Origin of the sequence: Bradyrhizobium sp. 157 (assembly GCF_023073815.1) — a bacterium.
In the GTDB taxonomy this organism is placed as follows: Bacteria; Pseudomonadota; Alphaproteobacteria; order Rhizobiales; family Xanthobacteraceae; genus Bradyrhizobium.
The window spans coordinates 148,038-167,020 of the sequence record NZ_JADPKF010000111.1; the positions used below are offsets into that span (position 1 = coordinate 148,038).

Below are 18,983 nucleotides of genomic sequence, written 5' to 3' on the forward strand. Positions count from 1 at the left end.
ATATTTCCTTCAAAAGTCTCGCGAAGCGTTTTGCGTGCCGAATTCAAACCCATATAGCATGCGTCACCAACGCTGGCGCTGTTGCCCACGCGCCACACAGGCTCAAACTGCGGCGGATTTTCGATGACAATCTTTTCAATCAGCCGGCGCAAGGCGATCGCCGCAATCGCGCTGATATTTGCCTGCGGCACGACCGCTTTTGCGCAGGAACGCCGCTCTTATTCGCCCTCGGACCTCTCCGCCGTTCGCTCCATTCCAGCCGAGCACGGCATGGTGGTCGCCCAGGAAAGGATCGCGGCGGAAGTCGGCGCCGACATTCTCCGGCAAGGCGGCAATGCGGTTGATGCCGCGGTCGCCACCGGCTTTGCGCTTGCCGTGACCTATCCGCGCGCCGGAAACATCGGCGGCGGCGGCTTCATGGTGATCCATTCGGCCGAGCGCAATGAGGACGTCGCCATCGACTATCGCGAGACCGCACCAGCCGCAACCACGCGCGATATGTTTCTGGGACCGGATGGCAAGCCCGATACCGATAAGTCGCGCAATTCCGCGCTCGGTATCGGCGTGCCCGGCACGGTGGCCGGATTGGCACTGGCGCTGGAGAAGTACGGCTCCGGCCGCTTCACGCTCGCGCAAATCCTCAAGCCCGCCATCGAGCTCGCACGAGACGGTTTCGCAATCGCCGACGACACCGCCGACACGCTGCCGGACATGTATCGCCGGATGGCGCGTTGGCCGAACTCGGCCAAGGCGTTCTCCCGCGACGACGGCACGGCGCTGCGAGAGGGCGACCGCCTGGTTCAGGCCGATCTCGCGGCAACGCTGTCGGCGATTGCCGAGCAAGGACCGCGCGGATTTTATGCGGGGCCGGTCGCCGAACGGCTGGCAAAAGCCGTCCGCGATGCCGGCGGCATCATGACGGCGGATGATCTCAAATCCTACGAGGCGGTGATCCGCAAGGCCGTGCGCGGAAACTATCGCGGCTACGATATCGTGTCGATGCCGCTGCCCTCGTCCGGTGGCACGGTGCTACTGGAGGCGCTGAACATTCTCGAAGGGTTTCCGATGGCGGACATGAAGCAAGGCTCCGCACCTTCGCTGCATCTCATGATCGAGGCCATGAAGCGCGCTTACGCCGACCGGGCGCGGTATCTCGGCGATCCCGCCTTCGTCAACGCGCCGGCGAATCTCCTGATCGCGAAGGATTACGCGGCAAAGCAACGCGCCAGCATCGACCTTGCGCGCGCTACGCCCGCCGACGCGTTGTCCGTGAGCCCGCCGCGCGAGGGCAGCAACACCACGCATTATTCCGTCGTCGACTCCGGCGGCAATGCCGTCAGCAACACCTATACGCTGAATTTTTCCTATGCCGTCGGCCTCGTCGCCGATGGCACCGGCGTGCTGCTCAACAACGAACTCGACGACTTCACCGCAGCACCCGGCGCGGCGAACGCATTCGGCCTGGTCGGCTTCGAAGCCAATTTGCCGGGCCCGGGCAAAAGGCCGCTGTCGTCGATGTCGCCAACGATCGTGCTGAAGGACGGCAAGCCGGTGCTGGTGACGGGCTCGCCGGGCGGCAGCCGGATCATCTCGGCCGTGCTGCAGGTCGTGATCAATGTGCTCGATTACAAGATGGACGTCGCCACCGCCGTGGCCGCACCCCGGTTGCACCATCAATGGATGCCGGATGTGGTGCGCGTGGAGCGCGGCTTCCCGCAGGAAACGCTGGATGCGCTAAAGGAGAAGGGTCATCAGGTGATCGAGCCGCTCGGCCAGACCTCGGCCAATTCGATCGCCGTCACGCCCAGCGGCCTACTCGGCGCCCCCGATCCGCGGACGAGAGGCGCGGCGGCGGTGGGGCAGTGAGCGTTGGGATAATGAGGCGCACACTCGTGAGGGACATGGATTGTAAGGGACGCACAGCGGATGGATTCCCTCCCCTTGCGGGGGAGGGTTAGGGAGAGGGGTACCACTTGCTCCGCTGCTCGACGCGTAGCATGGGCATCTATTTCGCCTCGCGAGGGCCGTTGATGCAGGGTCGCGTTATGTCTGCCGTCAGCGCCTGTGGCTACCCCTCTCCCCAACCCTCCCCCGCAAGGGGGGAGGGAGCCGTTCGTTCGTGCGTCCATAACTGGAGGCTTTCGTCATGACATCCCTCAAAGGCAAGACGTTGTTCATCTCCGGCGCCAGCCGCGGCATTGGGCTGGCGATTGCGCTTCGCGCCGCGCGTGACGGCGCCAATGTTGCGATTGCGGCGAAGACCGCCGAGCCTCATCCGAAACTCAAGGGCACGATCTACACCGCGGCGGAAGAAATTCGCGCTGCTGGCGGCAAGGCGTTGCCGGTGCTGTGCGACATCCGCGACGAGGCGCAGGTGATCGCGGCGATCGAGCAGACCGTCGCCGAATTCGGCGGCATCGATATCTGCGTCAACAACGCCAGCGCCATCAGCCTGACCAACTCGCAAGCAACCGACATGAAGCGGTTCGACCTGATGATGGGCATCAACACCCGCGGCACGTTCATGGTGTCGAAATACTGCATTCCGCACCTGAAGAAGGCGGAAAACCCGCACATCTTGATGCTGTCGCCGCCGCTCGACATGAAGACGAAATGGTTCGAGCATTCGACCGCTTATACGATGGCAAAATTCGGCATGAGCATGTGCGTGCTGGGCTTGTCGGGCGAGCTGAAACCCGCCGGCGTCGCCGTCAACGCGCTATGGCCGCGCACCACCATCGCCACCGCCGCGGTCGGCAACCTGCTCGGCGGCGAAGCGATGATGCGCGCCAGCCGCACGCCCGAGATTATGGGCGACGCCGCGCACGCGATCCTGACCAGGCCGGCGCGGGAATTCACCGGACAGTTCTGCATCGACGACAAGGTGCTGTACGCCTCCGGCGTCAGGGATTTCGAGCACTACCGCGTCGATCGGTCCGTGCCGCTGATGTCGGATTTCTTCGTTCCCGACGACGACGTGCCGCCGCCCGGCGTCACCGTGCAGGCGCTGCCCTCGGTTGGGACGGCGCAGACGTCGCGATAGGCGCCTGGAGGAGCAGCCGTGAAGCGGTCAGCGCCCGACCACATACGGCCCGCCCTTCTCGAGGGCGCGCGCATAGGCCGGCCGCGCGTGGATGCGTTCGAGAAACGCCATCGCTTTGGGATGGCCCTGCTCCAGCCCGCCGCGCGCCGCGGCGGCTTCCAGGGGAAAGCTCATCTGGATATCGGCGGCGGTGAATTCATTGCCCGCGAACCATTCGCTCTTGCCGAGCTCGCTCTCCCAATAATCCATGTGCTGTTTGAGCTGCGGATTGACCAGGGTGGTCAGCGCCGTGTTGGAGACCTTGCGCACCAGCGGCCGCAGCAGCGCGGGCGCGCGCTTCGGCATCAGCGTGAACAGCAGCTTCAGGAGCAGCGGCGACATCGCGGAGCCTTCCGCATAGTGCAGCCAATAGGTGTAGCGCAGCCGCTCCGGCGTATTCGGCGGCGGGATCAGGCGGCCGTTGCCATAGGTGCCGACGATGTATTCGCAGATCGCGCCGGATTCGGCGATCGTATTGCCGTTGTCGGTAATAACGGGCGATTTGCCGAGCGGGTGAATGGCGCGCAGTTCCTTCGGCGCGCGCATGTCCGGCTGGCGCTGATACCGGACGATCTCGTAAGCGACGCCGAGCTCTTCGAGAAGCCAGAGCACGCGCTGGGAGCGTGAGTTGTTGAGATGATGAACCGTCAGCATGGCGTTCCCCCAAGGTTGGCGTGGCGTTGGTGCCAGCCGGGGAATGGAAAGTCGAGACGGCCTGGAGCCGGCCACATATTTTACCCGGGGATATTGACCGGCAAAATTTATCCGGGTAAATATAGCACGCCAAAATCCAGAGTATCTTCAATGGCTCACACGTCCCGCCCCCAGTTCACCGCCTTCATCGGCCCGCAACGCCTGGCAGCCGGCCCGCTCGCCGAAGTCGCGCTGGCAGTCATGCAGGCTTCCCGCCGGCCTGCGGTGCTGCCGATCATCATATTCAGCGACGCGACTGGCCAGCCGATCGATCTCGACCTTCGGGGGACCGAGGGCGACGTTATTGCCCGCCTGCCGCAACCGGCCTCGCCTTCGGATGTCGAAGCCGATGAGGCTGCGGCGACTGAGCCGCGCGGACGGGGGCGGCCCAAGCTCGGCGTGGTCGCGCGCGAGGTGACGCTGTTGCCGCGCCATTGGGAATGGCTCGGGGCGCAGCCCGGCGGCGCGTCGGTCGCGCTGCGCAAGCTCGTCGACGAGGCGCGCCGCGCCAATGGCGACGCGGATCGCGCCCGCACCGCCAGGGACGCCGCCTATCGCTTCATGTCCGTGATGGCCGGCAATCTCGCCGGCTTCGAGGAAGCCTCGCGGGCGTTGTTCGCCGATGACCGGCGGCGCTTCGTCGCTCTCGTCGCCGGCTGGCCCGACGATATCCGCGACCACGTCGTCAAGCTCGCCTTCAGCGATCGCGCCGAGCCATAGGCGCGATCGGCCTTCAGCCGAAACTTCCAACACCTCTCGCCTGCCCCGCCTTCCAGAATATTACGATCGTCATGATACTGTGGACGCACCGGCTGCCTTGCGCCACAATGCGCAAAAGCATCCAAGGAGACTGCCGTGAGCTCAAATCCGCAATTCCTGTTCGATTTCGGCAGCCCCAACGCCTTCCTTGCCCATGAAGCGATTCCGGCGATCGAAAAGCGCACCGGCGTGAAGTTCGAATACGTCCCGATCCTGCTCGGCGGCATCTTCAAGGCCACCAACAACAAGTCGCCCGCCGAAACGCTCGCCGGCATCAAGAACAAGCGCGAATTCCACGCGCTGGAAACCGAGCGCTTCGTGAAGCGCTTTGGGGTCAAGCCCTACGTCTGGAACCCGTTCTTCCCGGTCAACACGCTGAACCTGATGCGCGCGGCGGTGGCCGCCCAGCTCGAAGGCGTGTTCGAGAAATATGTCGATGCTGCCTTCCACCACATGTGGGTCGAGCCAAAGAAGATGGATGACCCCGATGTCGCAGCCAAGGCGCTGGCCTCGTCCGGCCTCGATGCCGCCAGGCTGCTGGCGCGATCGCAGGATGCGGATGTGAAGACCAGACTGATCGAGAATACGCAAGACGCGGTCGAGCGTGGCGCGTTCGGCTCGCCGACGTTCTTCGTCGGCAAGGAAATGTTCTTCGGCAAGGAGCAGCTTCGCGAAGTCGAGGAAATGATTTCGGGCAAATAGCCGCCCCGATCAGACCACATGGTAGGCAAGCGAATGTGGGTGGCGAATAGCGAATAGTTGGGAGTAGATTGCAGCCGGCATCTTCCTACTCGCCATTGGCTACTCGCAATTCGCCCGTTCCAAAATCAACAATAAGGAAAGTTGATCCATGCGTATTCTCGTGGTCGGCGCCGGGGCCATCGGCGGCTATTTCGGCGGCAGGTTGCTTCAGGCAGGAAACGACGTGACGTTCCTGGTCCGGCCGAAGCGCGCTTCCGAGCTCGCAAGCGCAGGTCTTGTCATCAGGAGTCCCGCCGGCGACGTGACGCTCAACAGCCCGCCAACCGTGCAGGCCGACAAGCTCACCGAGGCCTTCGACGTTGTGCTGTTGAGCTGCAAGGCCTTCGACCTGGAAGATGCGATCAAGTCTTTTGCTCCTGCGGTCGGGCCGCAAACCGCAATCATCCCGCTGCTCAACGGCATGCTGCACCTCAAGGTGCTGGACAAGAAATTCGGCGCCGACCGCGTGCTCGGCGGTCTCTGCGCGATCGCGGTGACGCTCAACGAGCCCCGCGAGGTGGTCCAGCTCGCGCCGATGCAGTCGCTCAATTTCGGCGAGCGCGACGGCTCGATGTCCGAGCGGGTGCGTGCCATTGCAAAAGTGTTCGAAAGCGGCAAATTCGGTGCCGTGGCCAGCGAACACATTATGCAGGACATGTGGGAGAAGTGGGTTTTCCTCGCTTCGCTGGCGGCCTCGACCTGCCTGATGCGCGCCTCGGTCGGCAACATCCTGGCGGTCGCCGGCGGCAAGGATTTTCTGCTCGGCATGCTCGATGAATGCAGCGCGATTGCAAAGGCGTCGGGCTACGAGCCGAGCGGACCATTCTTCCAGCGCACCAGCGGCTTGTTGACCACCGAGGGCTCGCCGATGACCGCCTCGATGTTCCGCGACATCAAGGCGGGACTGCCGGTGGAGGCCGATCATGTGATCGGCGATCTCGTCGCGCGCGCCGACGCCGCCAAGATCCCGGTGCCGAAGCTGCGCATCGCCTATACGCATCTGAAGGCATATGAGAAGCAGCGGGGCTAGTTGGACCCGTAGCCCGGATGAAGCGCAGCGTAATCCGGGGACGTTCGTTCGCGTTGTTCGGATTAACCCGGGTAGCGCGGAGCCTGTCATCGGGCGCGCATTCGCGCGACCCGTTGGCTTCACCCAGGCTACGCCGCGTCAGAGATGCGCGAGATAGTGCGCGAGCGCCTCGATCTCTTCCTCGCTGAGGGAATAGGCGACATCCGTCATCGCAGCCATCGCGCCGCCGGATCGCACTCCCGATTTGTACTCGCGAAGCGCCTTGACCAGATATTCCTCGCGCTGGCCGGCGACGCGGGCGACCCCCTTGGTGCCGGCGTAGCTATCGGTGTGGCATGACGCGCAGCGCCGGCCGGCGGCCGCCTGCGCTCCCTTTTTGGAGAGATCGGGATTTTCGTCAGGCTTGGATGCTTTCGGCGGTTCGAGCGAAGCGTAGTAGGCGCCGAGGTTGCGAATATCCTCATTGCTGAGCTGTTCGACGATCGGCTGCATCTGCTCGTTCTTGCGAGTGCCGGCACGAAAGAACACGAGCTGCCACTGGATGAATTGATCAGGCTGCGCCGCCAGCGAGGGAATGTTCTCGATCTGCGAAATGCCGCCCTCGCCATGACAGCCGACGCACAGCTCGGCTTTCGCCTTGCCGGCGGTGATATCGGCTGCGTGGGCGAGCGGCACGCAAATCATGAGCGCCAGCAGCGACCCCATCAATGCACTTCGCATTTTCAACTACTCTCCGCCCTGTGCATCAAACAACAAAGGCTGCGGCCACCCGTTCCCCGGGCAAACCGCAGCCTCGGCCAGGTCAAATCCTACTTTTTGGTGTAGCTGATGCGATAGATCGCACCGGCCCAATCGTCGGACACCAGGATCGAGCCGTCCTTGTCCAGCAAGATATCGTTCGGACGGCCGAGATAGCCCTGGTCGCCTTCGAGCCAACCGGAGGCAAAGATTTCCTGCTTGGCGTTCTTGCCGTCGGCATCGACGATGACGCGCTTGATCCGTGCGCCCTGGTACTTATGCCTATTCCAGGAGCCGTGTTCGGCGATCAGAATGTTGTTCTTGTACTCGGCCGGGAATTGATCGCCGGTATAGAACTTCATGCCGAGCGGCGCCACGTGTGCGCCCAGATTGACCACGGGCGGCGTGAATTCCGAACACTTGTGACCCATCGCGAATTTCGGATCCGGCATATCGCCCTGGTGGCAATAGGGATAGCCGAAATGCTCGCCGATCCTGGAGATCATGTTGAGCTTGTCGCTTGGCATGTCGTCACTGATCCAGTCACGGGCGTTCTCCGTAAACCAGTATCGCCCGCTGCGTGGATCGATGTCGCCGCCGACGCTGTTGCGGACGCCGAGCGCCCAGATTTCGGCATTGCCGGTCTTGGGATCGACGCGCCGGATCTGCGAAAGGCTAGTCGGCGGGATGCCGATGTTGAAGGGAGGTCCGAACGGAAGATAGAACCAGCCATCCTTGTCGACGGTGATGTATTTCCACCCGTGGGCGATGTAGGACGGCATGTCGTCATACACCACCTTGCCGGCGCCGAGGTTGTCGAGATTGGCCTCGGCATTTTCATATTTGATCAGCTTGTCGACCGCGATGACGTAGAGCGCGCCATCGAGAAAGGCGAGGCCGGTCGGCATCTTGAGGCCCTTGAGAATGGTCTTGACCTCTTTCTTGCCGCCATTGTCCTTGATCGCATAGACATTGCCGAAGTCGAACGAGCCGACGAACAGCGTGCCCTTGTCGCCCCAGGCCATCTGCCGCGCTGACAGTACATTTGATGCATAGACTTCGATCTTGAAGCCGTCCGGCAGCTTGATCTTCTTCATCATGGCCGCCAATTCCGCGTCCGAGGCGCCGGTCGGCGGCCCTGACGGCGGCGCGAGACCCTTTTGCTCCTCCGTCTCATCGCCGAGGAACCAGTCTGGCGGCGGGTTAGTCCAGAAATCCTTGGTGCCGGACTCGTATTTCTTCAGGGCCTTCTGTTGCGCGCTGGCCTGGCTGATCCCCGCGACAACGAGGATGGCTGCGAGCGCAAGAATAGATCGATTGAAAGCCGATTTCATCACGTCGCTCCCCTATGCAGCCTGGCGGCTGCGCCTGTTATTATTTTCAATGTTCGAGAGGCGAATTTGGTCTGGTGAAGTAGGACAGACTGAAAAATGGTAGCACATCCGCTGCCCGAGAGAAGCGCGTGCGGCGCGGCTCTGTCCGACCGAGACAAATTTTGAGACGGATTGCCAAGCCGCGCGTTCAATCCGCTTTTGCGCGCGCTGCATCGCAATATTCGTGTTGAGCTTACGCGCCTCTCTGCTGCAAGAGCACGAGTGGGCGGCGTTCCACATCAAGTAATCGCGTGCATGTCGGCCCAAGTGACCTCGAGTGATAAACGAACAACGCAATTGTGGCCCATTTCATACGGGAGTGGATGAATCCGTGAGAGGATCCCGTCCTGACAAAATGTCTGTCTCCCCTCCGCCGGGTTTGAGCGAGCGTCCGTATGGCCAACAAGCGGATCATCCTGCTCTCGGACGGCACCGGCAATTCCGCCGGCAAGGTCTGGCGCACCAATGTCTGGCGCGTTTTCGAATCGCTGGACCTGACGAGTTCGCAACAGATTGCGTTCTACGACGACGGGGTCGGCACCTCCTCCTTCAAGCCGTTTGCGATCCTGGGCGGCGCCTTCGGCTTCGGGCTGAAGCGGAACGTGCTCGACATCTACAAATTTGCCTGCCGCAACTACCGCTCGCATCTGGAATATCTGACGCTCGAGGCTGCTGCTGCGAAGGCCGAGGGTCGCGAGGAGAGATACGGCCCCTGGCAGAGCGACGACATCTTTGCATTTGGATTCAGCCGGGGCGCCTTCACCATCCGCGTGGTGAACGGGTTGATCTGCGAACAGGGCCTGGTGAAGTACCAGACCGAAGAAGAGCTTGATCGAAAGGTCGCCGCGGCCTACCGGGCGCACCGGGCAGAGACGTTTAAGTCGCAGTTTCAGGTCGAATGGGCATTTCGAAAGCTGCGCAACCTGTTCGTATCAGCCAAACACGACAAGAACGAGCGCCCAGTCGATCACATCGCCTTTCTCGGGCTTTGGGATACTGTCGCCGCCTACGGCCTGCCCATCGACGAAATGACCCGCGGCGTCAGCCGCTATCTCTGGCCGCTCGAACTGCCGGACCGGCAGCTTCATCCGTTGGTGCGAAAGGCGTGTCACGCGCTCTCGCTCGACGATGAGCGCACCACGTTTCATCCGCTGCTGTGGGACGAGAGTCCGGAGACCGTTGTCACCGGCACCCGGAAGACCAGTTCGGAACGGATCACGCAGGTCTGGTTCGCCGGCGTGCATTCCAATGTCGGTGGCGGATATCCGGACGACTCGCTCGCCCATGTGTCGCTGACCTGGATGTTATCAGAGGCGCGCAGCCGCGGGCTGACCTTGAAGGCAGCGCCGGGAGCCGACCCCGACGCCTTTACGCGGGTGCGGTCGACCCAGGACAAGGACGGCCGCATCTACGATTCCCGCAACGGGCTCGGGGGTTACTACCGCTACGGGCCACGGAGCGTAGCCGCGCTGTCGGATACGAAATTCTCCGACGACAAGCGCGATTGCGTGAAGATCGCAGTGCCGAAAATCCATGAAAGCGTATTCGACCGGATCTCCGTCGATGCGCATCTTTATGCACCGGTCTCACTGCCGCCGGTCTATGAAATATTGACTTACGACGAGAGGATCGTCGCCCCCGACAAGCTGACCGTTCCGTCGGGCAGACCGAAATATGAGAGCCTGGCCACCGCTCGTCAGCGTGAGTTGACCCAGGAGCACGTCGTCGGAAGTTCGATCTGGCGGCGACGCATCATCTATTTCCTGACCGTCATCGCGTCGCTCTATTTGCTGACCTATCCGCTTACATCCACCGCGCCGGCCGCCGCCGAATTCACCACGCCGTTGCGGCCGCTCTCCGACCTCATTCGGATGGTCGGGCTCGCCTTGCCGGGCGCGGCCTCACGCTGGATCAATGCCTATGCGAGGGAGCCGCTCTGGTTTGTGCTGTGCGCCAGCCTTGTCGCACTGCTGCTATGGTTGAGCGCCAGCCTTAAGGACCGCATCACCGACCAGATGCGCCGCGCGTGGCGGGTAAGCCTTGCAAAAGTCGACTTGCACCGCGGCGAATCCAAACCCAGGTTCGGCCTGAGCACATCGCAAATGGTAGTGCTGGCTGGCCTGCTTGTTGTCGCGCTCTATCCGCTACCGGGCTGGACCGGCTACAGCTTGCCAAAGCTTTCTGCCTCGCCGCAGACCTTCATCGACCGGATAACCCATCCGTATTTCCAGTTCTTCGCCGTTGCCATCCTGGTCACCATGTTGCTCCGCGACAGGACAATCGCGCGCTTCAGACTGAAGGACGCCTACCGGCGACTGCTCACCAACATCAAGCTCAAGGTCGCGCCCGCATTCTTTGCGGTTTTCTTCCTGGTCGGCGGCATGGCTTTCGCCAGCCACTATCTTTTCAACATCCGCGACAGCCTTGGCCACTTCTGCCAGCCAGCGGAAAAGCCAATCACGCTAGAGGTGTGCGACCCCGACGATATGAAGCTGTGCAAGCGGGCGTCCGACGGAAGCTTCCCTAGCACCTGCACGTCGGCGGCGTGCCGCGGGGTCGATCTCGCCCCATTCAATACCGCCAACCTTTGCACGCCCGTGGGCGTCATGCTCGAGAGACGCGGACATTATCAGTTCATCCTTGAGAAAGATGGCGACTGGTCGTTTCTCGGCACACCTTCGGGCCCGGGTGGAATGCCGCTGCGCGCATTCCTTCCCAACTGGAAGAAGGACGGTGTGACCGATCCGACCGTTCCACTGGGCCGATTCGCTTTACTGGCGGCAGCTTATCCGCTCAAGCGAACGCTCGACCGGCCCTTTGGCCACGTTATCCTGCGCTACGGCGAGACCGGCAATGAGGAGAACTTCATCGATGGCGAGCCGACGAACGGCCGTCTCGAAGAGAAATTCAGGGCGACCCGGGACGGGCAATTGTTCGTCTATCTGAACCAGCCGGTCAGCGGCATCTTCCCAGGCCTGTTTGGCGGGGTGAATTCAGGCAAGGCCAGGATCTGGGTCTATCGCATTCCGAGGTGAGCCTGCCGAGGGTGCATCCGGTTTGCCCCGTACCGCAAACAAAAGGCCGCCAAATGGCGGCCTGTCGTTGGGATCCAGTGTTTGCCGATTTTAGAAATCTGGAGCGGGCGAAGGGGCTCGAACCCTCGACCCCGACCTTGGCAAGGTCGTGCTCTACCACTGAGCTACACCCGCATCCGAGATGGCGGCGATCGCTCGCCGTCAACGGCAGACCTATGCCAAATGCGGGCTGCGAATGCAACAGTCCGCGCACGGTCCGAAGCTTTTCCGGATAATCCGATTTCTTTAACAAATAGGCTCGAATCCGTCCGAAACAACGCCAAAATGGAATTTGTCGCCCTTCGGGCCATCGCCGGGAACCAGAAATCATCTGCCGGCGCGCGATCGCCCGATTCGCGGCGGCTGGCCCTCCGCCCAACCGGCCGTTCAGAACGCCGGCCGGATCGGAAGCACCCCTTCATTCCCATTCCTACATGTTCCACGGTCGGCAAAGTTGGCAGAGAGCGGCAAAGTCGGAACCAATTGATTTTTGCGGCCAAGCCGCCATCTAGCGAACGAGAACTTGGTTCCGGACCGTGCTAGAAACCAGCCGGACCCGCAGCCGATATTCTGCGTTCCTTCTCGAGACATCAGGCGAGGATACCGTGACGATAGTTGAGCAGGGCGGCGGCCCGGCGCCGCAGGCAGCACCCGATCTGATCAAGGAGACGACCACCCAGACCTTCGTGAAGGATGTCATCGAGGAATCGAAGCGGCAGCCGGTGCTGATCGACTTCTGGGCGCCTTGGTGCGGTCCCTGCCGTCAGCTCACACCGGTGCTGGAAAAGGCGGTTCGGGCCGCCAAGGGTAAGGTCAAACTGGTCAAGATGAATATCGACGAGCATCCGGCCATTCCGGGCCAGATGGGCATTCAGTCGATCCCGGCGGTGATCGCCTTCGTGGGCGGCCAACCCGCCGATGGTTTCATGGGCGCGGTGCCGGAAAGCCAGGTCAACGCCTTCATCGACAAACTCACCAAGGGCATGACGGCGCCGGGCGAACCCAACATCGCGGACATCCTGCAAGAGGCCGAGGCTGTGCTGGCGGAAGGCGACCCTGCCGCCGCAGCCCAGATCTATGCCGAGGTGCTCGGCTTCGATGCCACCAATATCGCGGCGCTCGCGGGACTGGCGAAGTGCTACGTGACGACGGGTGCGATCGAACAGGCCAAGCAGACCCTTGCGATGGTGCCGGAATCGAAGCGCAATGATGCCGCCGCGAAGGCGGTGCAGGCCTCGATCGACCTTGCCGAGCAGGCGCGGTCGGTCGGCCCGGTGACCGAGCTCGAACAAAAGGTCGCCGCAAACCCGCTCGACCATCAGGCGCGATTCGACCTGGCGACCGCGCTCAATGCGCTCGGCAAGCGCACGGAGGCAACCAACCAGTTGCTGGAAATCGTCAAACGCGACCGCAAGTGGAACGACGACGGCGCGCGCAAGCAACTCGTGCAGTTCTTCGAGGCGTGGGGCGGCACCGACGAAGCAACCGTCGAGGGACGCAAGCGGTTGTCGACGATTCTTTTCTCGTAAGGCGTATCCACACGCGTGGACCATGGTTTTTTGAAGAGAACACACGCCAAGCCAACGAACTGACCGGGACTGCAGATGCCGATCAATGCCGAATACCGCGGACCCGGCGAGCTTCCCGAAATCATTCCGGTGTTTCCGCTGCCGGGCGCGCTGTTGCTGCCGCGCGGCCAGATGCCGCTCAATATTTTCGAGCCACGCTATCTGGCGATGGTGGATGACGCGCTACGCGACGGCCACCGGCTGATCGGGATGATCCAGCCGGACATTTCCCACACCATAGACGAGGCCAGGCCGGCGCTGTTCCAGGTCGGTTGCGTCGGCCGCATTACCCAGCTCGCCGAATCCGGCGACGGCCGTTACATCCTTGAATTGACCGGGGTCGCCCGCTTCAAGGTAGTCGAGGAAATCGCAGCACTGACTGCGTACCGGCAATGCAAGGTGGATTTCTTCCCCTATGCTGACGATTTCGTCGCGCGCAAAGGCGAGGAGGAAGTCGACCGCACGGCGCTGCTCGACGTGCTGAACGATTTTCTCACGGCCAACAATCTGAAGGTGGATTGGGAAGGTATCGAGAGCGCGCCGAACGAGGCGCTGGTCAACGCGCTCGCGATGATGTCGCCCTATGGTCCGGCGGAGAAGCAGGCGATGCTGGAGGCGCCCGACCTGAAAACCCGCGCCGAGATCCTGATCGCGGTGACCGAAATGGACCTCGCCAAGAAGCGCACCAGCGGCGACACAGGGCTGCAGTAACCCTCTAGTACCCCGCCACCGCGAGCACGACGACGGCGCCAAGGGCTTTCCAGCCGAAGCCGCGGCCGCGCGACCACCACGCATTGGCGGCGGCGGCAAAGGCGTAGACCGCGACGATCGTTGCGACGATCCAATGCCGCGCGCTTTCCGATCCAAACGAGGGCGCGGCAATCAGCAGTACGCCGCCGCCGATCCAGGCCACCGTACCCGCCTGCCATACCAGGCGGATGAGGGTGCGCAGGCTTTCGGGCTGAATGGTCGCCCTGGCGAACACCTTGGTTTCCCCGAGCACGCCGTGAATCAAGGCCACCGCTATGCCGGCGACGCCGGCGCATTGCAGAATGAGATCGCGCATCGACAACGTCTCCATACAGCACTGTATGGTTATGCGGCGCATTCTGGTGCTTGTCAATACAGTGGTGTATGGAGGTCGCGGAACCCGGCATGAGCGATCAACTATCGGCAAACGACTGGCTCGATCAGGGCCTGAAGACGTTGGCGACCCATGGCTTCACGGCGCTGAAAGCGGAGCCTTTGGCCAAGACGATGGGAGTATCGCGCGGCAGCTTCTATTGGCATTTCGCCGATATCGGCGCGTTCCATGCCGCCGTCCTCGCGCGCTGGCATGAGGTCGCGGCCGAGCAGATCATCGCCGATGTCGAGGCGGCCTCGAGGGACGAGAACCCGCTCGCGCTGCTGCTGCGCCGCGTGTTCGGCGAACGGCTGATGCTGGAACGGGCGGTCCGCACCTGGGCGAGCGTCGATCCCGCCGCCCGCGCCGCCGTGCAGGCGATCGACCGGCGCCGGCTCGGCTATGTCGAAGGTCTTCTGATGCAATCCGGATTGTCGGCGGATGCGGCCCGCGCGCGGGCGCAAATCCTGTATTGGGCATTTCTCGGCTTTGCGCTGTCGGATCAGCCATTGCCGAAGGCACGACAACAGGCAGTGGTCGACGAATTGGTACGGATGTCAGCGTCATGACACCTCGCGATTTGGTATGCTAAGGACTACGCCTATCTGGAGACAGCAAATGACAGCCCCGCCCGAACGCCTCGACGGCACCGTCGATCCAAAGTTGCTGGAGATCCTGGTCTGTCCGGTGACCAAGGGTCCGCTCGAATTCGATTCGAGCCGGCAGGAATTGATTTCGCGTTCCGCCAAGCTCGCCTATCCGATCCGCGACGGCATCCCGATCATGCTGCCGGAAGAGGCGCGGAAGATTGAGTGATAGCAGACGTCTCGCGTAGCCCGGATGGAGCGTAGCGCAATCCGGGGTCTTTCAACTCGCGCGCTCCCGGATTTCGCTTCGCTGCATCCGGGCTACGACAAGAGAAACTACAGCGCCTCGCCCTTCAACAACCGAGGCACCTCGCCCGACAATCCCGCCGCCTGGCGGATGAACAAATTCTTCAGCGGCGGCGCGCGATCGACGAGGCCGAGGCCGATATCGCGCACGGTGCGCAACAGCGTCGATTCGTTCGAGAACAGAAAATTCAGCGAGTTGGTCGCAACGCCCATCGCCATGGTGTCGAACCGCCGCCAGCGCTGGTAACGGTCGAGCACATCGGCCTGGCCTGGATCGATGCCGAGCCGCGCCGCGTCGACCACGACTTCGGCCAGCGCCGCGACGTCCTTCAGGCCCATGTTGAGCCCCTGCCCCGCGATCGGATGAATCACATGCGCGGCGTCGCCGACCAGCGCTAGCCGCTCGGCGATGAATGAGCGCGCGACGAAATAGCCGAGCGGAAACGCGCGCGGCTTGTCGAGCGCCTTGATCTCGCCGAGATGCAACCCGAACCGCTTCTCGAGCTCATCGTGGAATTCGGCTTCGCCAAGCGCGGTGATGCGCGTGGCTTCGCTTCGGCTCTCGGTCCACACCAGCGACGAGCGCTTTCCGCTCAACGGCAGGATCGCGAACGGACCCGCCGGGAGAAAATGCTCTTCGGCGCGGCCGTGATGATCCCGCTCATGGCCGACAGTGACGACGATGCCGGATTGATCGTAGTCCCAGCCATGGGTGGCAATGCCGGCGCGCTCGCGCAGTCTTGAGCGCGCGCCGTCGGCGGCGACCAGCAGGCTTGCCTCGATGACAGCGCCGTCGGCGAGCGTCACCGTGACGCCATCGGAACGTGAATCGTAGGTCGAAACGGCGGTAGCCTGGAGATCGATGCCTTCGGCCTCGGCGCGCTCTACCAGCGCGTCGATCAGCCGGCGATTCTCGACCATGTGGGCAAACGGCTCGCCGGGCTCGACATCTCCGGCAAACGTCAGGAATACCGGGCGTGTGGCGTCATCGAGCCTGGAATCGGTGACGACCATGTCGAGGATGGCTTGCGAATCCGCAACCTGATTCCAGACGCCGAGCGTCTCGAAAAGCCGCCGGCAGGCGGCCACAATGGCGGTCGCGCGTGGATCACGGCTCGGCCGCACACCGAGCGCGGGATCGGCGACGACAACGGGAATCTCCGCGCCAAGGGCCTGACGGAGCGCCAGCGCCAGCGCCAGCCCTGCAAAGGCGCCGCCGCAGATGATAATACTTCGCTGTGTCGCCATGCGATCCGTACCTAGTTACGCCCTCAGACCAGACTTGCTACCTGATAATAGCTGGGCGAAACAGGGCCGAGAAACAAGGTCCTTAATCAGACCGTCATTCCGGGACGCGCGCTAGCGCGAACCCGGAATCCAGAGGTTTGGCACGGGATTCCGGGTTCGCCTCTTCGAGGCGCCCCGGAATGACGGCGCCTCCACGAATTGAAAGCACCACCATGTCCAAAGGCCTGATTGACCTGATTTCCATTCTCGATCTGGAGCCGCTCGAGGTGAATCTGTTCCGCGGCAACAGCCCGAAGACCAGCTGGCAGCGGGTGTTCGGCGGACAGGTGATCGGGCAGGCCATGGTCGCGGCATGTCGCACTGTCGAAGGCCGCTTGCCGCATTCCATCCATTGCTATTTCATCCTGCCCGGCGATCCGCAGATTCCGATCATCTACGAGGTCGAGCGGCTGCGCGACGGCAAGAGCTACTCGACAAGGCGCGTCACCGCGATCCAGCACGGCAATGCGATCTTCTCCATCATGGTTTCTTTTCATGCCGAGGAGGAAGGTGCGTTCAACCATCAGGACGAGATGCCTGACGTCCCGCCCCCGGAGAAACTCACGGCGGAGGAAGTGGCAAAACAGCCGATGTTCCGCGAGATGCCGGAATTCATCCGCCGCTATTACGAATCCGACCGGCCGATTGAACTGCGCCCGGTCGAGCTCGGCCGCTATTTCGGCCAGAAGATCGAGGACGGGCGCATCCATGTCTGGATCCGGACCGCGGCCAAGTTGCCCGACGATCCGGCTCTGCACATGTGCGCACTGGCCTATGCCTCGGACTTCTCGCTGCTCGACGCAGTGATGGCGCGCTACGGCCGTACGCTGTTTGACAAGCGCATGATGCCGGCGAGCCTCGACCACGCGATGTGGTTTCACCGGCCATTCCGCGCCGACGAATGGCTGCTCTACGCGCAGGATTCGCCGAGCGCGCAGGAAGGCCGCGGATTGACCCGCGGCCTGATCTTCAAGCCTGACGGCACACTGGTGGCCTCGGTCGCCCAGGAAGGCTCGGTCCGCCAGCGCAAGTAGCCGCCGCCTCTCTCTCCGTTCAAAGGCGTCAAGGCCCCGCCTCCCTAGCCTCAGGCGTTCGCCAGCGTGCCGCGCTCGGCGAGCGCGAATTGCGACGCGTACCAGCGCGCGTACCAGGCCAACATCCACGGGATCGGAATGATAAAGATGCAGGCGATCACAAACACGAGGGTTCGCCACAACACTTCCAGTCCGGACGCGGTGAAGATGACCTCGCGATGCGTGCCGTCGATGTTGCGGCAGATCCAGCGCATCCAGGCCGTGACCACCCAGGCCCAGCCGACGATGGTAATGAAAGACACATACAAGAGCACATGCCAGCCGACATAGCCCAACGCGCTGCCGTTGAAGGTGATCGGAAGTGGCTGGCCGTTGGAGCTCAGATTCGAAGCAACCCAGCGAATGACCATCCAGGACAGGACGGCCTGTATCGGAATCGAGAGGTATTGCAGGTAATAGAGGTCGGCTGAGCCCACATAGGTCAGAATGCCGATCGCAATGAAGACGTACCAGATGTCAAGCGGCTGGCCGTCGAAGGCGACGTTTGGTCGGCCCGGCACGTAAAGCCGGGAAAAGATCCAGCGATAGAACCAGGTCGCAACCCAAGGCGCCGGAATCACCAGCACCATGCCGATGATGAACACAAGGCTGCGCCCGAGGAGCTCCCACAGGCCGACATCGATCGACAGCGCACCGCCGCCGTAACCTCCACCTGCAGCCTTAGCTGGGCCACCGGGTTGCGCGAAAGAGGGCGGGCCTGATCCGCCGGGGATCATCCCCGGAATTTCTCCTGCCCGCTGCCAGCCCGACATTCCCTCGGTCCAGACCAGCGTATCCACCCCGACCATGCCGCGGGTAATGAGGTCGCGAAGCTGGGCCTCCGGATAAGGGCCCTGTTGCTGGCCGTTGGCTGCATAAAACCACGATCGGTTCGACATTTTATTTCCTTGAGCCGTGGAAAATGGAGGTAGCCGGCGGGCGGCTGGGGGTGAAACCGCATTTTGGCGGACGTTACAGGTGCCTGTACAGTGATCGAGGTCACCAGCTCGAAATGTTTTCCCCTTCTACCTGCAACTTTTTTGTGCCATTTGCCCAGAAAGATGCCAGATTTGCGTCGGCGGTCCGCCGTCGGGGCACACAGCCTGTCGCGTGCTCAAGAAAATACCCCATAGAAATGAAGGCCTGACCATGAAGCTCGTCGTCGCGATCATCAAACCTTTCAAGCTTGACGAGGTACGTCAGGCGCTGACGGCCATCGGCGTCCACGGCATGACGGTGACGGAGGTCAAGGGCTACGGCCGCCAGAAGGGCCACACCGAAATCTATCGCGGCGCCGAATATGTCGTGAACTTCCTGCCCAAGCTCCGAATTGAAATCGCGGTCGCCTCGGATGTTGCGGAGAAGGCGGTCGAGGTCATTACCGCGAACGCGCGTACCGGGCAGATCGGCGACGGCAAGATCTTCGTCACGCCGATCGATCATGCGCTGAGAATCCGCACCGGCGAGACCGATAGCGACGCGCTCTGAGACATCACGGAATTGAAGGCGCGGCAGCAACGAAGCTGAACGCGCGAAGCCAAGAAACGGC

Annotated in this window: 18 protein-coding genes and 1 tRNA gene; 12 read left to right on the plus strand and 7 right to left on the minus strand. The window is 62.5% G+C overall.

Annotation, left to right across the window (positions count from 1 at the left end):
• Nucleotides 1–123 precede the first annotated feature (123 nt).
• Together ggt and IVA95_RS34870 are read left to right on the plus strand one after the other, a co-directional pair.
• A complete protein-coding gene (ggt, locus tag IVA95_RS34865; protein ID WP_247514630.1) occupies nucleotides 124–1,866 on the plus strand; it encodes a gamma-glutamyltransferase in 1,743 nt (580 codons plus the stop codon).
• A 280-nt stretch (nucleotides 1,867–2,146) separates the two neighbouring features.
• Nucleotides 2,147–3,043 carry an NAD(P)-dependent oxidoreductase gene (locus IVA95_RS34870; RefSeq protein WP_247514631.1) on the plus strand — a complete coding sequence of 299 codons (897 nt, stop codon included), beginning with the start codon at nucleotides 2,147–2,149 and terminating at the stop codon, nucleotides 3,041–3,043.
• A 27-nt stretch (nucleotides 3,044–3,070) separates the two neighbouring features.
• Here the strand turns inward: IVA95_RS34870 and IVA95_RS34875 are convergent, their stop codons facing one another.
• Nucleotides 3,071–3,736 carry a glutathione S-transferase gene (locus IVA95_RS34875; protein ID WP_213286592.1) on the minus strand — a complete coding sequence of 222 codons (666 nt, stop codon included), beginning with the start codon at nucleotides 3,734–3,736 and terminating at the stop codon, nucleotides 3,071–3,073.
• A gap of 150 nt (nucleotides 3,737–3,886) precedes the next feature.
• Here IVA95_RS34875 and IVA95_RS34880 point away from each other — a divergent pair, with 150 nt between their 5' ends.
• The 3 genes from IVA95_RS34880 (at nucleotide 3,887) to panE (ending at nucleotide 6,305) form a co-directional block, all read left to right on the plus strand.
• Entirely contained in the window at nucleotides 3,887–4,495 is a 609-nt protein-coding gene (locus IVA95_RS34880) for a DUF2239 family protein (protein ID WP_247514632.1), read from the plus strand.
• A 135-nt stretch (nucleotides 4,496–4,630) separates the two neighbouring features.
• Nucleotides 4,631–5,236 (plus strand): 2-hydroxychromene-2-carboxylate isomerase, encoded by a 606-nt coding sequence (locus IVA95_RS34885; RefSeq protein WP_247514633.1) that lies wholly within the window; start codon nucleotides 4,631–4,633, stop codon nucleotides 5,234–5,236.
• 148 nt (nucleotides 5,237–5,384) lie between these two features.
• Nucleotides 5,385–6,305: a 2-dehydropantoate 2-reductase gene (gene panE, locus IVA95_RS34890; RefSeq protein ID WP_247514634.1), complete on the plus strand. Its 921-nt coding sequence runs from the start codon at nucleotides 5,385–5,387 to the stop codon at nucleotides 6,303–6,305.
• A gap of 138 nt (nucleotides 6,306–6,443) precedes the next feature.
• Here the strand turns inward: panE and IVA95_RS34895 are convergent, their stop codons facing one another.
• Both IVA95_RS34895 and IVA95_RS34900 read right to left on the minus strand, forming a co-directional pair.
• Nucleotides 6,444–7,025 (minus strand): c-type cytochrome, encoded by a 582-nt coding sequence (locus IVA95_RS34895; protein ID WP_247514635.1) that lies wholly within the window; start codon nucleotides 7,023–7,025, stop codon nucleotides 6,444–6,446.
• 89 nt (nucleotides 7,026–7,114) lie between these two features.
• On the minus strand, nucleotides 7,115–8,377 hold the full coding sequence (locus IVA95_RS34900; RefSeq protein WP_247514636.1) for a PQQ-dependent sugar dehydrogenase: 1,263 nt from the start codon (nucleotides 8,375–8,377) through the stop codon (nucleotides 7,115–7,117).
• Nucleotides 8,378–8,811: 434 nt separating this feature from the next.
• On the opposite strand from IVA95_RS34900, the gene IVA95_RS34905 reads away from it, so the two are divergent.
• Complete coding sequence (locus IVA95_RS34905) at nucleotides 8,812–11,451, plus strand: DUF2235 domain-containing protein (RefSeq protein ID WP_247514637.1); 2,640 nt, start codon at nucleotides 8,812–8,814, stop codon at nucleotides 11,449–11,451.
• 99 nt (nucleotides 11,452–11,550) lie between these two features.
• On the opposite strand, the gene IVA95_RS34910 is transcribed toward IVA95_RS34905, so the two are convergent.
• Nucleotides 11,551–11,625, minus strand: a tRNA-Gly gene (locus tag IVA95_RS34910).
• A 470-nt stretch (nucleotides 11,626–12,095) separates the two neighbouring features.
• Between IVA95_RS34910 and trxA the strand changes: the two genes are divergently transcribed.
• The gene (gene trxA, locus IVA95_RS34915) at nucleotides 12,096–13,019 is read left to right on the plus strand and encodes a thioredoxin (protein ID WP_247514638.1); all 924 of its coding nucleotides are present in this window, start codon (nucleotides 12,096–12,098) and stop codon (nucleotides 13,017–13,019) included.
• 75 nt (nucleotides 13,020–13,094) lie between these two features.
• Nucleotides 13,095–13,769: an LON peptidase substrate-binding domain-containing protein gene (locus tag IVA95_RS34920; RefSeq protein ID WP_247514639.1), complete on the plus strand. Its 675-nt coding sequence runs from the start codon at nucleotides 13,095–13,097 to the stop codon at nucleotides 13,767–13,769.
• A 4-nt stretch (nucleotides 13,770–13,773) separates the two neighbouring features.
• Here IVA95_RS34920 and IVA95_RS34925 read toward each other — a convergent pair whose 3' ends face one another.
• The gene (locus IVA95_RS34925) at nucleotides 13,774–14,124 is read right to left on the minus strand and encodes a hypothetical protein (RefSeq protein WP_213250623.1); all 351 of its coding nucleotides are present in this window, start codon (nucleotides 14,122–14,124) and stop codon (nucleotides 13,774–13,776) included.
• A gap of 89 nt (nucleotides 14,125–14,213) precedes the next feature.
• Here IVA95_RS34925 and IVA95_RS34930 point away from each other — a divergent pair, with 89 nt between their 5' ends.
• Both IVA95_RS34930 and IVA95_RS34935 read left to right on the plus strand, forming a co-directional pair.
• Nucleotides 14,214–14,750, plus strand: a complete 537-nt coding sequence (locus IVA95_RS34930; RefSeq protein WP_247514640.1) for a TetR/AcrR family transcriptional regulator — start codon at nucleotides 14,214–14,216, stop codon at nucleotides 14,748–14,750.
• Between the two features lie 49 nt (nucleotides 14,751–14,799).
• The gene (locus IVA95_RS34935; RefSeq protein ID WP_213250617.1) at nucleotides 14,800–14,997 is read left to right on the plus strand and encodes a Trm112 family protein; all 198 of its coding nucleotides are present in this window, start codon (nucleotides 14,800–14,802) and stop codon (nucleotides 14,995–14,997) included.
• Between the two features lie 107 nt (nucleotides 14,998–15,104).
• Here the strand turns inward: IVA95_RS34935 and IVA95_RS34940 are convergent, their stop codons facing one another.
• Nucleotides 15,105–16,322, minus strand: coding sequence for a ubiquinone biosynthesis hydroxylase (locus IVA95_RS34940; protein WP_247514641.1), 1,218 nt, complete (start codon nucleotides 16,320–16,322; stop codon nucleotides 15,105–15,107).
• 212 nt (nucleotides 16,323–16,534) lie between these two features.
• Here IVA95_RS34940 and tesB point away from each other — a divergent pair, with 212 nt between their 5' ends.
• Nucleotides 16,535–17,395 carry an acyl-CoA thioesterase II gene (gene tesB, locus IVA95_RS34945; RefSeq protein ID WP_247514642.1) on the plus strand — a complete coding sequence of 287 codons (861 nt, stop codon included), beginning with the start codon at nucleotides 16,535–16,537 and terminating at the stop codon, nucleotides 17,393–17,395.
• A gap of 50 nt (nucleotides 17,396–17,445) precedes the next feature.
• Here tesB and IVA95_RS34950 read toward each other — a convergent pair whose 3' ends face one another.
• Complete coding sequence (locus IVA95_RS34950) at nucleotides 17,446–18,333, minus strand: DUF4339 domain-containing protein (RefSeq protein ID WP_247514643.1); 888 nt, start codon at nucleotides 18,331–18,333, stop codon at nucleotides 17,446–17,448.
• Nucleotides 18,334–18,583: 250 nt separating this feature from the next.
• Here IVA95_RS34950 and IVA95_RS34955 point away from each other — a divergent pair, with 250 nt between their 5' ends.
• Nucleotides 18,584–18,922, plus strand: a complete 339-nt coding sequence (locus IVA95_RS34955) for a P-II family nitrogen regulator (RefSeq protein WP_108520132.1) — start codon at nucleotides 18,584–18,586, stop codon at nucleotides 18,920–18,922.
• The last annotated feature ends 61 nt before the right edge of the window (nucleotides 18,923–18,983 follow it).

Bases quoted from the DNA above. Each gene is read 5' to 3' on its own strand.
- ggt (WP_247514630.1), top strand. From the start codon at position 124: ATGACAATCTTTTCAATCAGCCGGCGCAAGGCGATCGCCGCAATCGCG.
- IVA95_RS34870 (WP_247514631.1), top strand. From the start codon at position 2,147: ATGACATCCCTCAAAGGCAAGACGTTGTTCATCTCCGGCGCCAGCCGC.
- IVA95_RS34875 (WP_213286592.1), bottom strand. From the start codon at position 3,736: ATGCTGACGGTTCATCATCTCAACAACTCACGCTCCCAGCGCGTGCTC.
- IVA95_RS34880 (WP_247514632.1), top strand. From the start codon at position 3,887: ATGGCTCACACGTCCCGCCCCCAGTTCACCGCCTTCATCGGCCCGCAA.
- panE (WP_247514634.1), top strand. From the start codon at position 5,385: ATGCGTATTCTCGTGGTCGGCGCCGGGGCCATCGGCGGCTATTTCGGC.
- IVA95_RS34895 (WP_247514635.1), bottom strand. From the start codon at position 7,025: ATGCGAAGTGCATTGATGGGGTCGCTGCTGGCGCTCATGATTTGCGTG.
- IVA95_RS34900 (WP_247514636.1), bottom strand. From the start codon at position 8,377: ATGAAATCGGCTTTCAATCGATCTATTCTTGCGCTCGCAGCCATCCTC.
- IVA95_RS34905 (WP_247514637.1), top strand. From the start codon at position 8,812: ATGGCCAACAAGCGGATCATCCTGCTCTCGGACGGCACCGGCAATTCC.
- IVA95_RS34920 (WP_247514639.1), top strand. From the start codon at position 13,095: ATGCCGATCAATGCCGAATACCGCGGACCCGGCGAGCTTCCCGAAATC.
- IVA95_RS34925 (WP_213250623.1), bottom strand. From the start codon at position 14,124: ATGCGCGATCTCATTCTGCAATGCGCCGGCGTCGCCGGCATAGCGGTG.
- IVA95_RS34930 (WP_247514640.1), top strand. From the start codon at position 14,214: ATGAGCGATCAACTATCGGCAAACGACTGGCTCGATCAGGGCCTGAAG.
- IVA95_RS34935 (WP_213250617.1), top strand. From the start codon at position 14,800: ATGACAGCCCCGCCCGAACGCCTCGACGGCACCGTCGATCCAAAGTTG.
- IVA95_RS34940 (WP_247514641.1), bottom strand. From the start codon at position 16,322: ATGGCGACACAGCGAAGTATTATCATCTGCGGCGGCGCCTTTGCAGGG.
- tesB (WP_247514642.1), top strand. From the start codon at position 16,535: ATGTCCAAAGGCCTGATTGACCTGATTTCCATTCTCGATCTGGAGCCG.
- IVA95_RS34950 (WP_247514643.1), bottom strand. From the start codon at position 18,333: ATGTCGAACCGATCGTGGTTTTATGCAGCCAACGGCCAGCAACAGGGC.
- IVA95_RS34955 (WP_108520132.1), top strand. From the start codon at position 18,584: ATGAAGCTCGTCGTCGCGATCATCAAACCTTTCAAGCTTGACGAGGTA.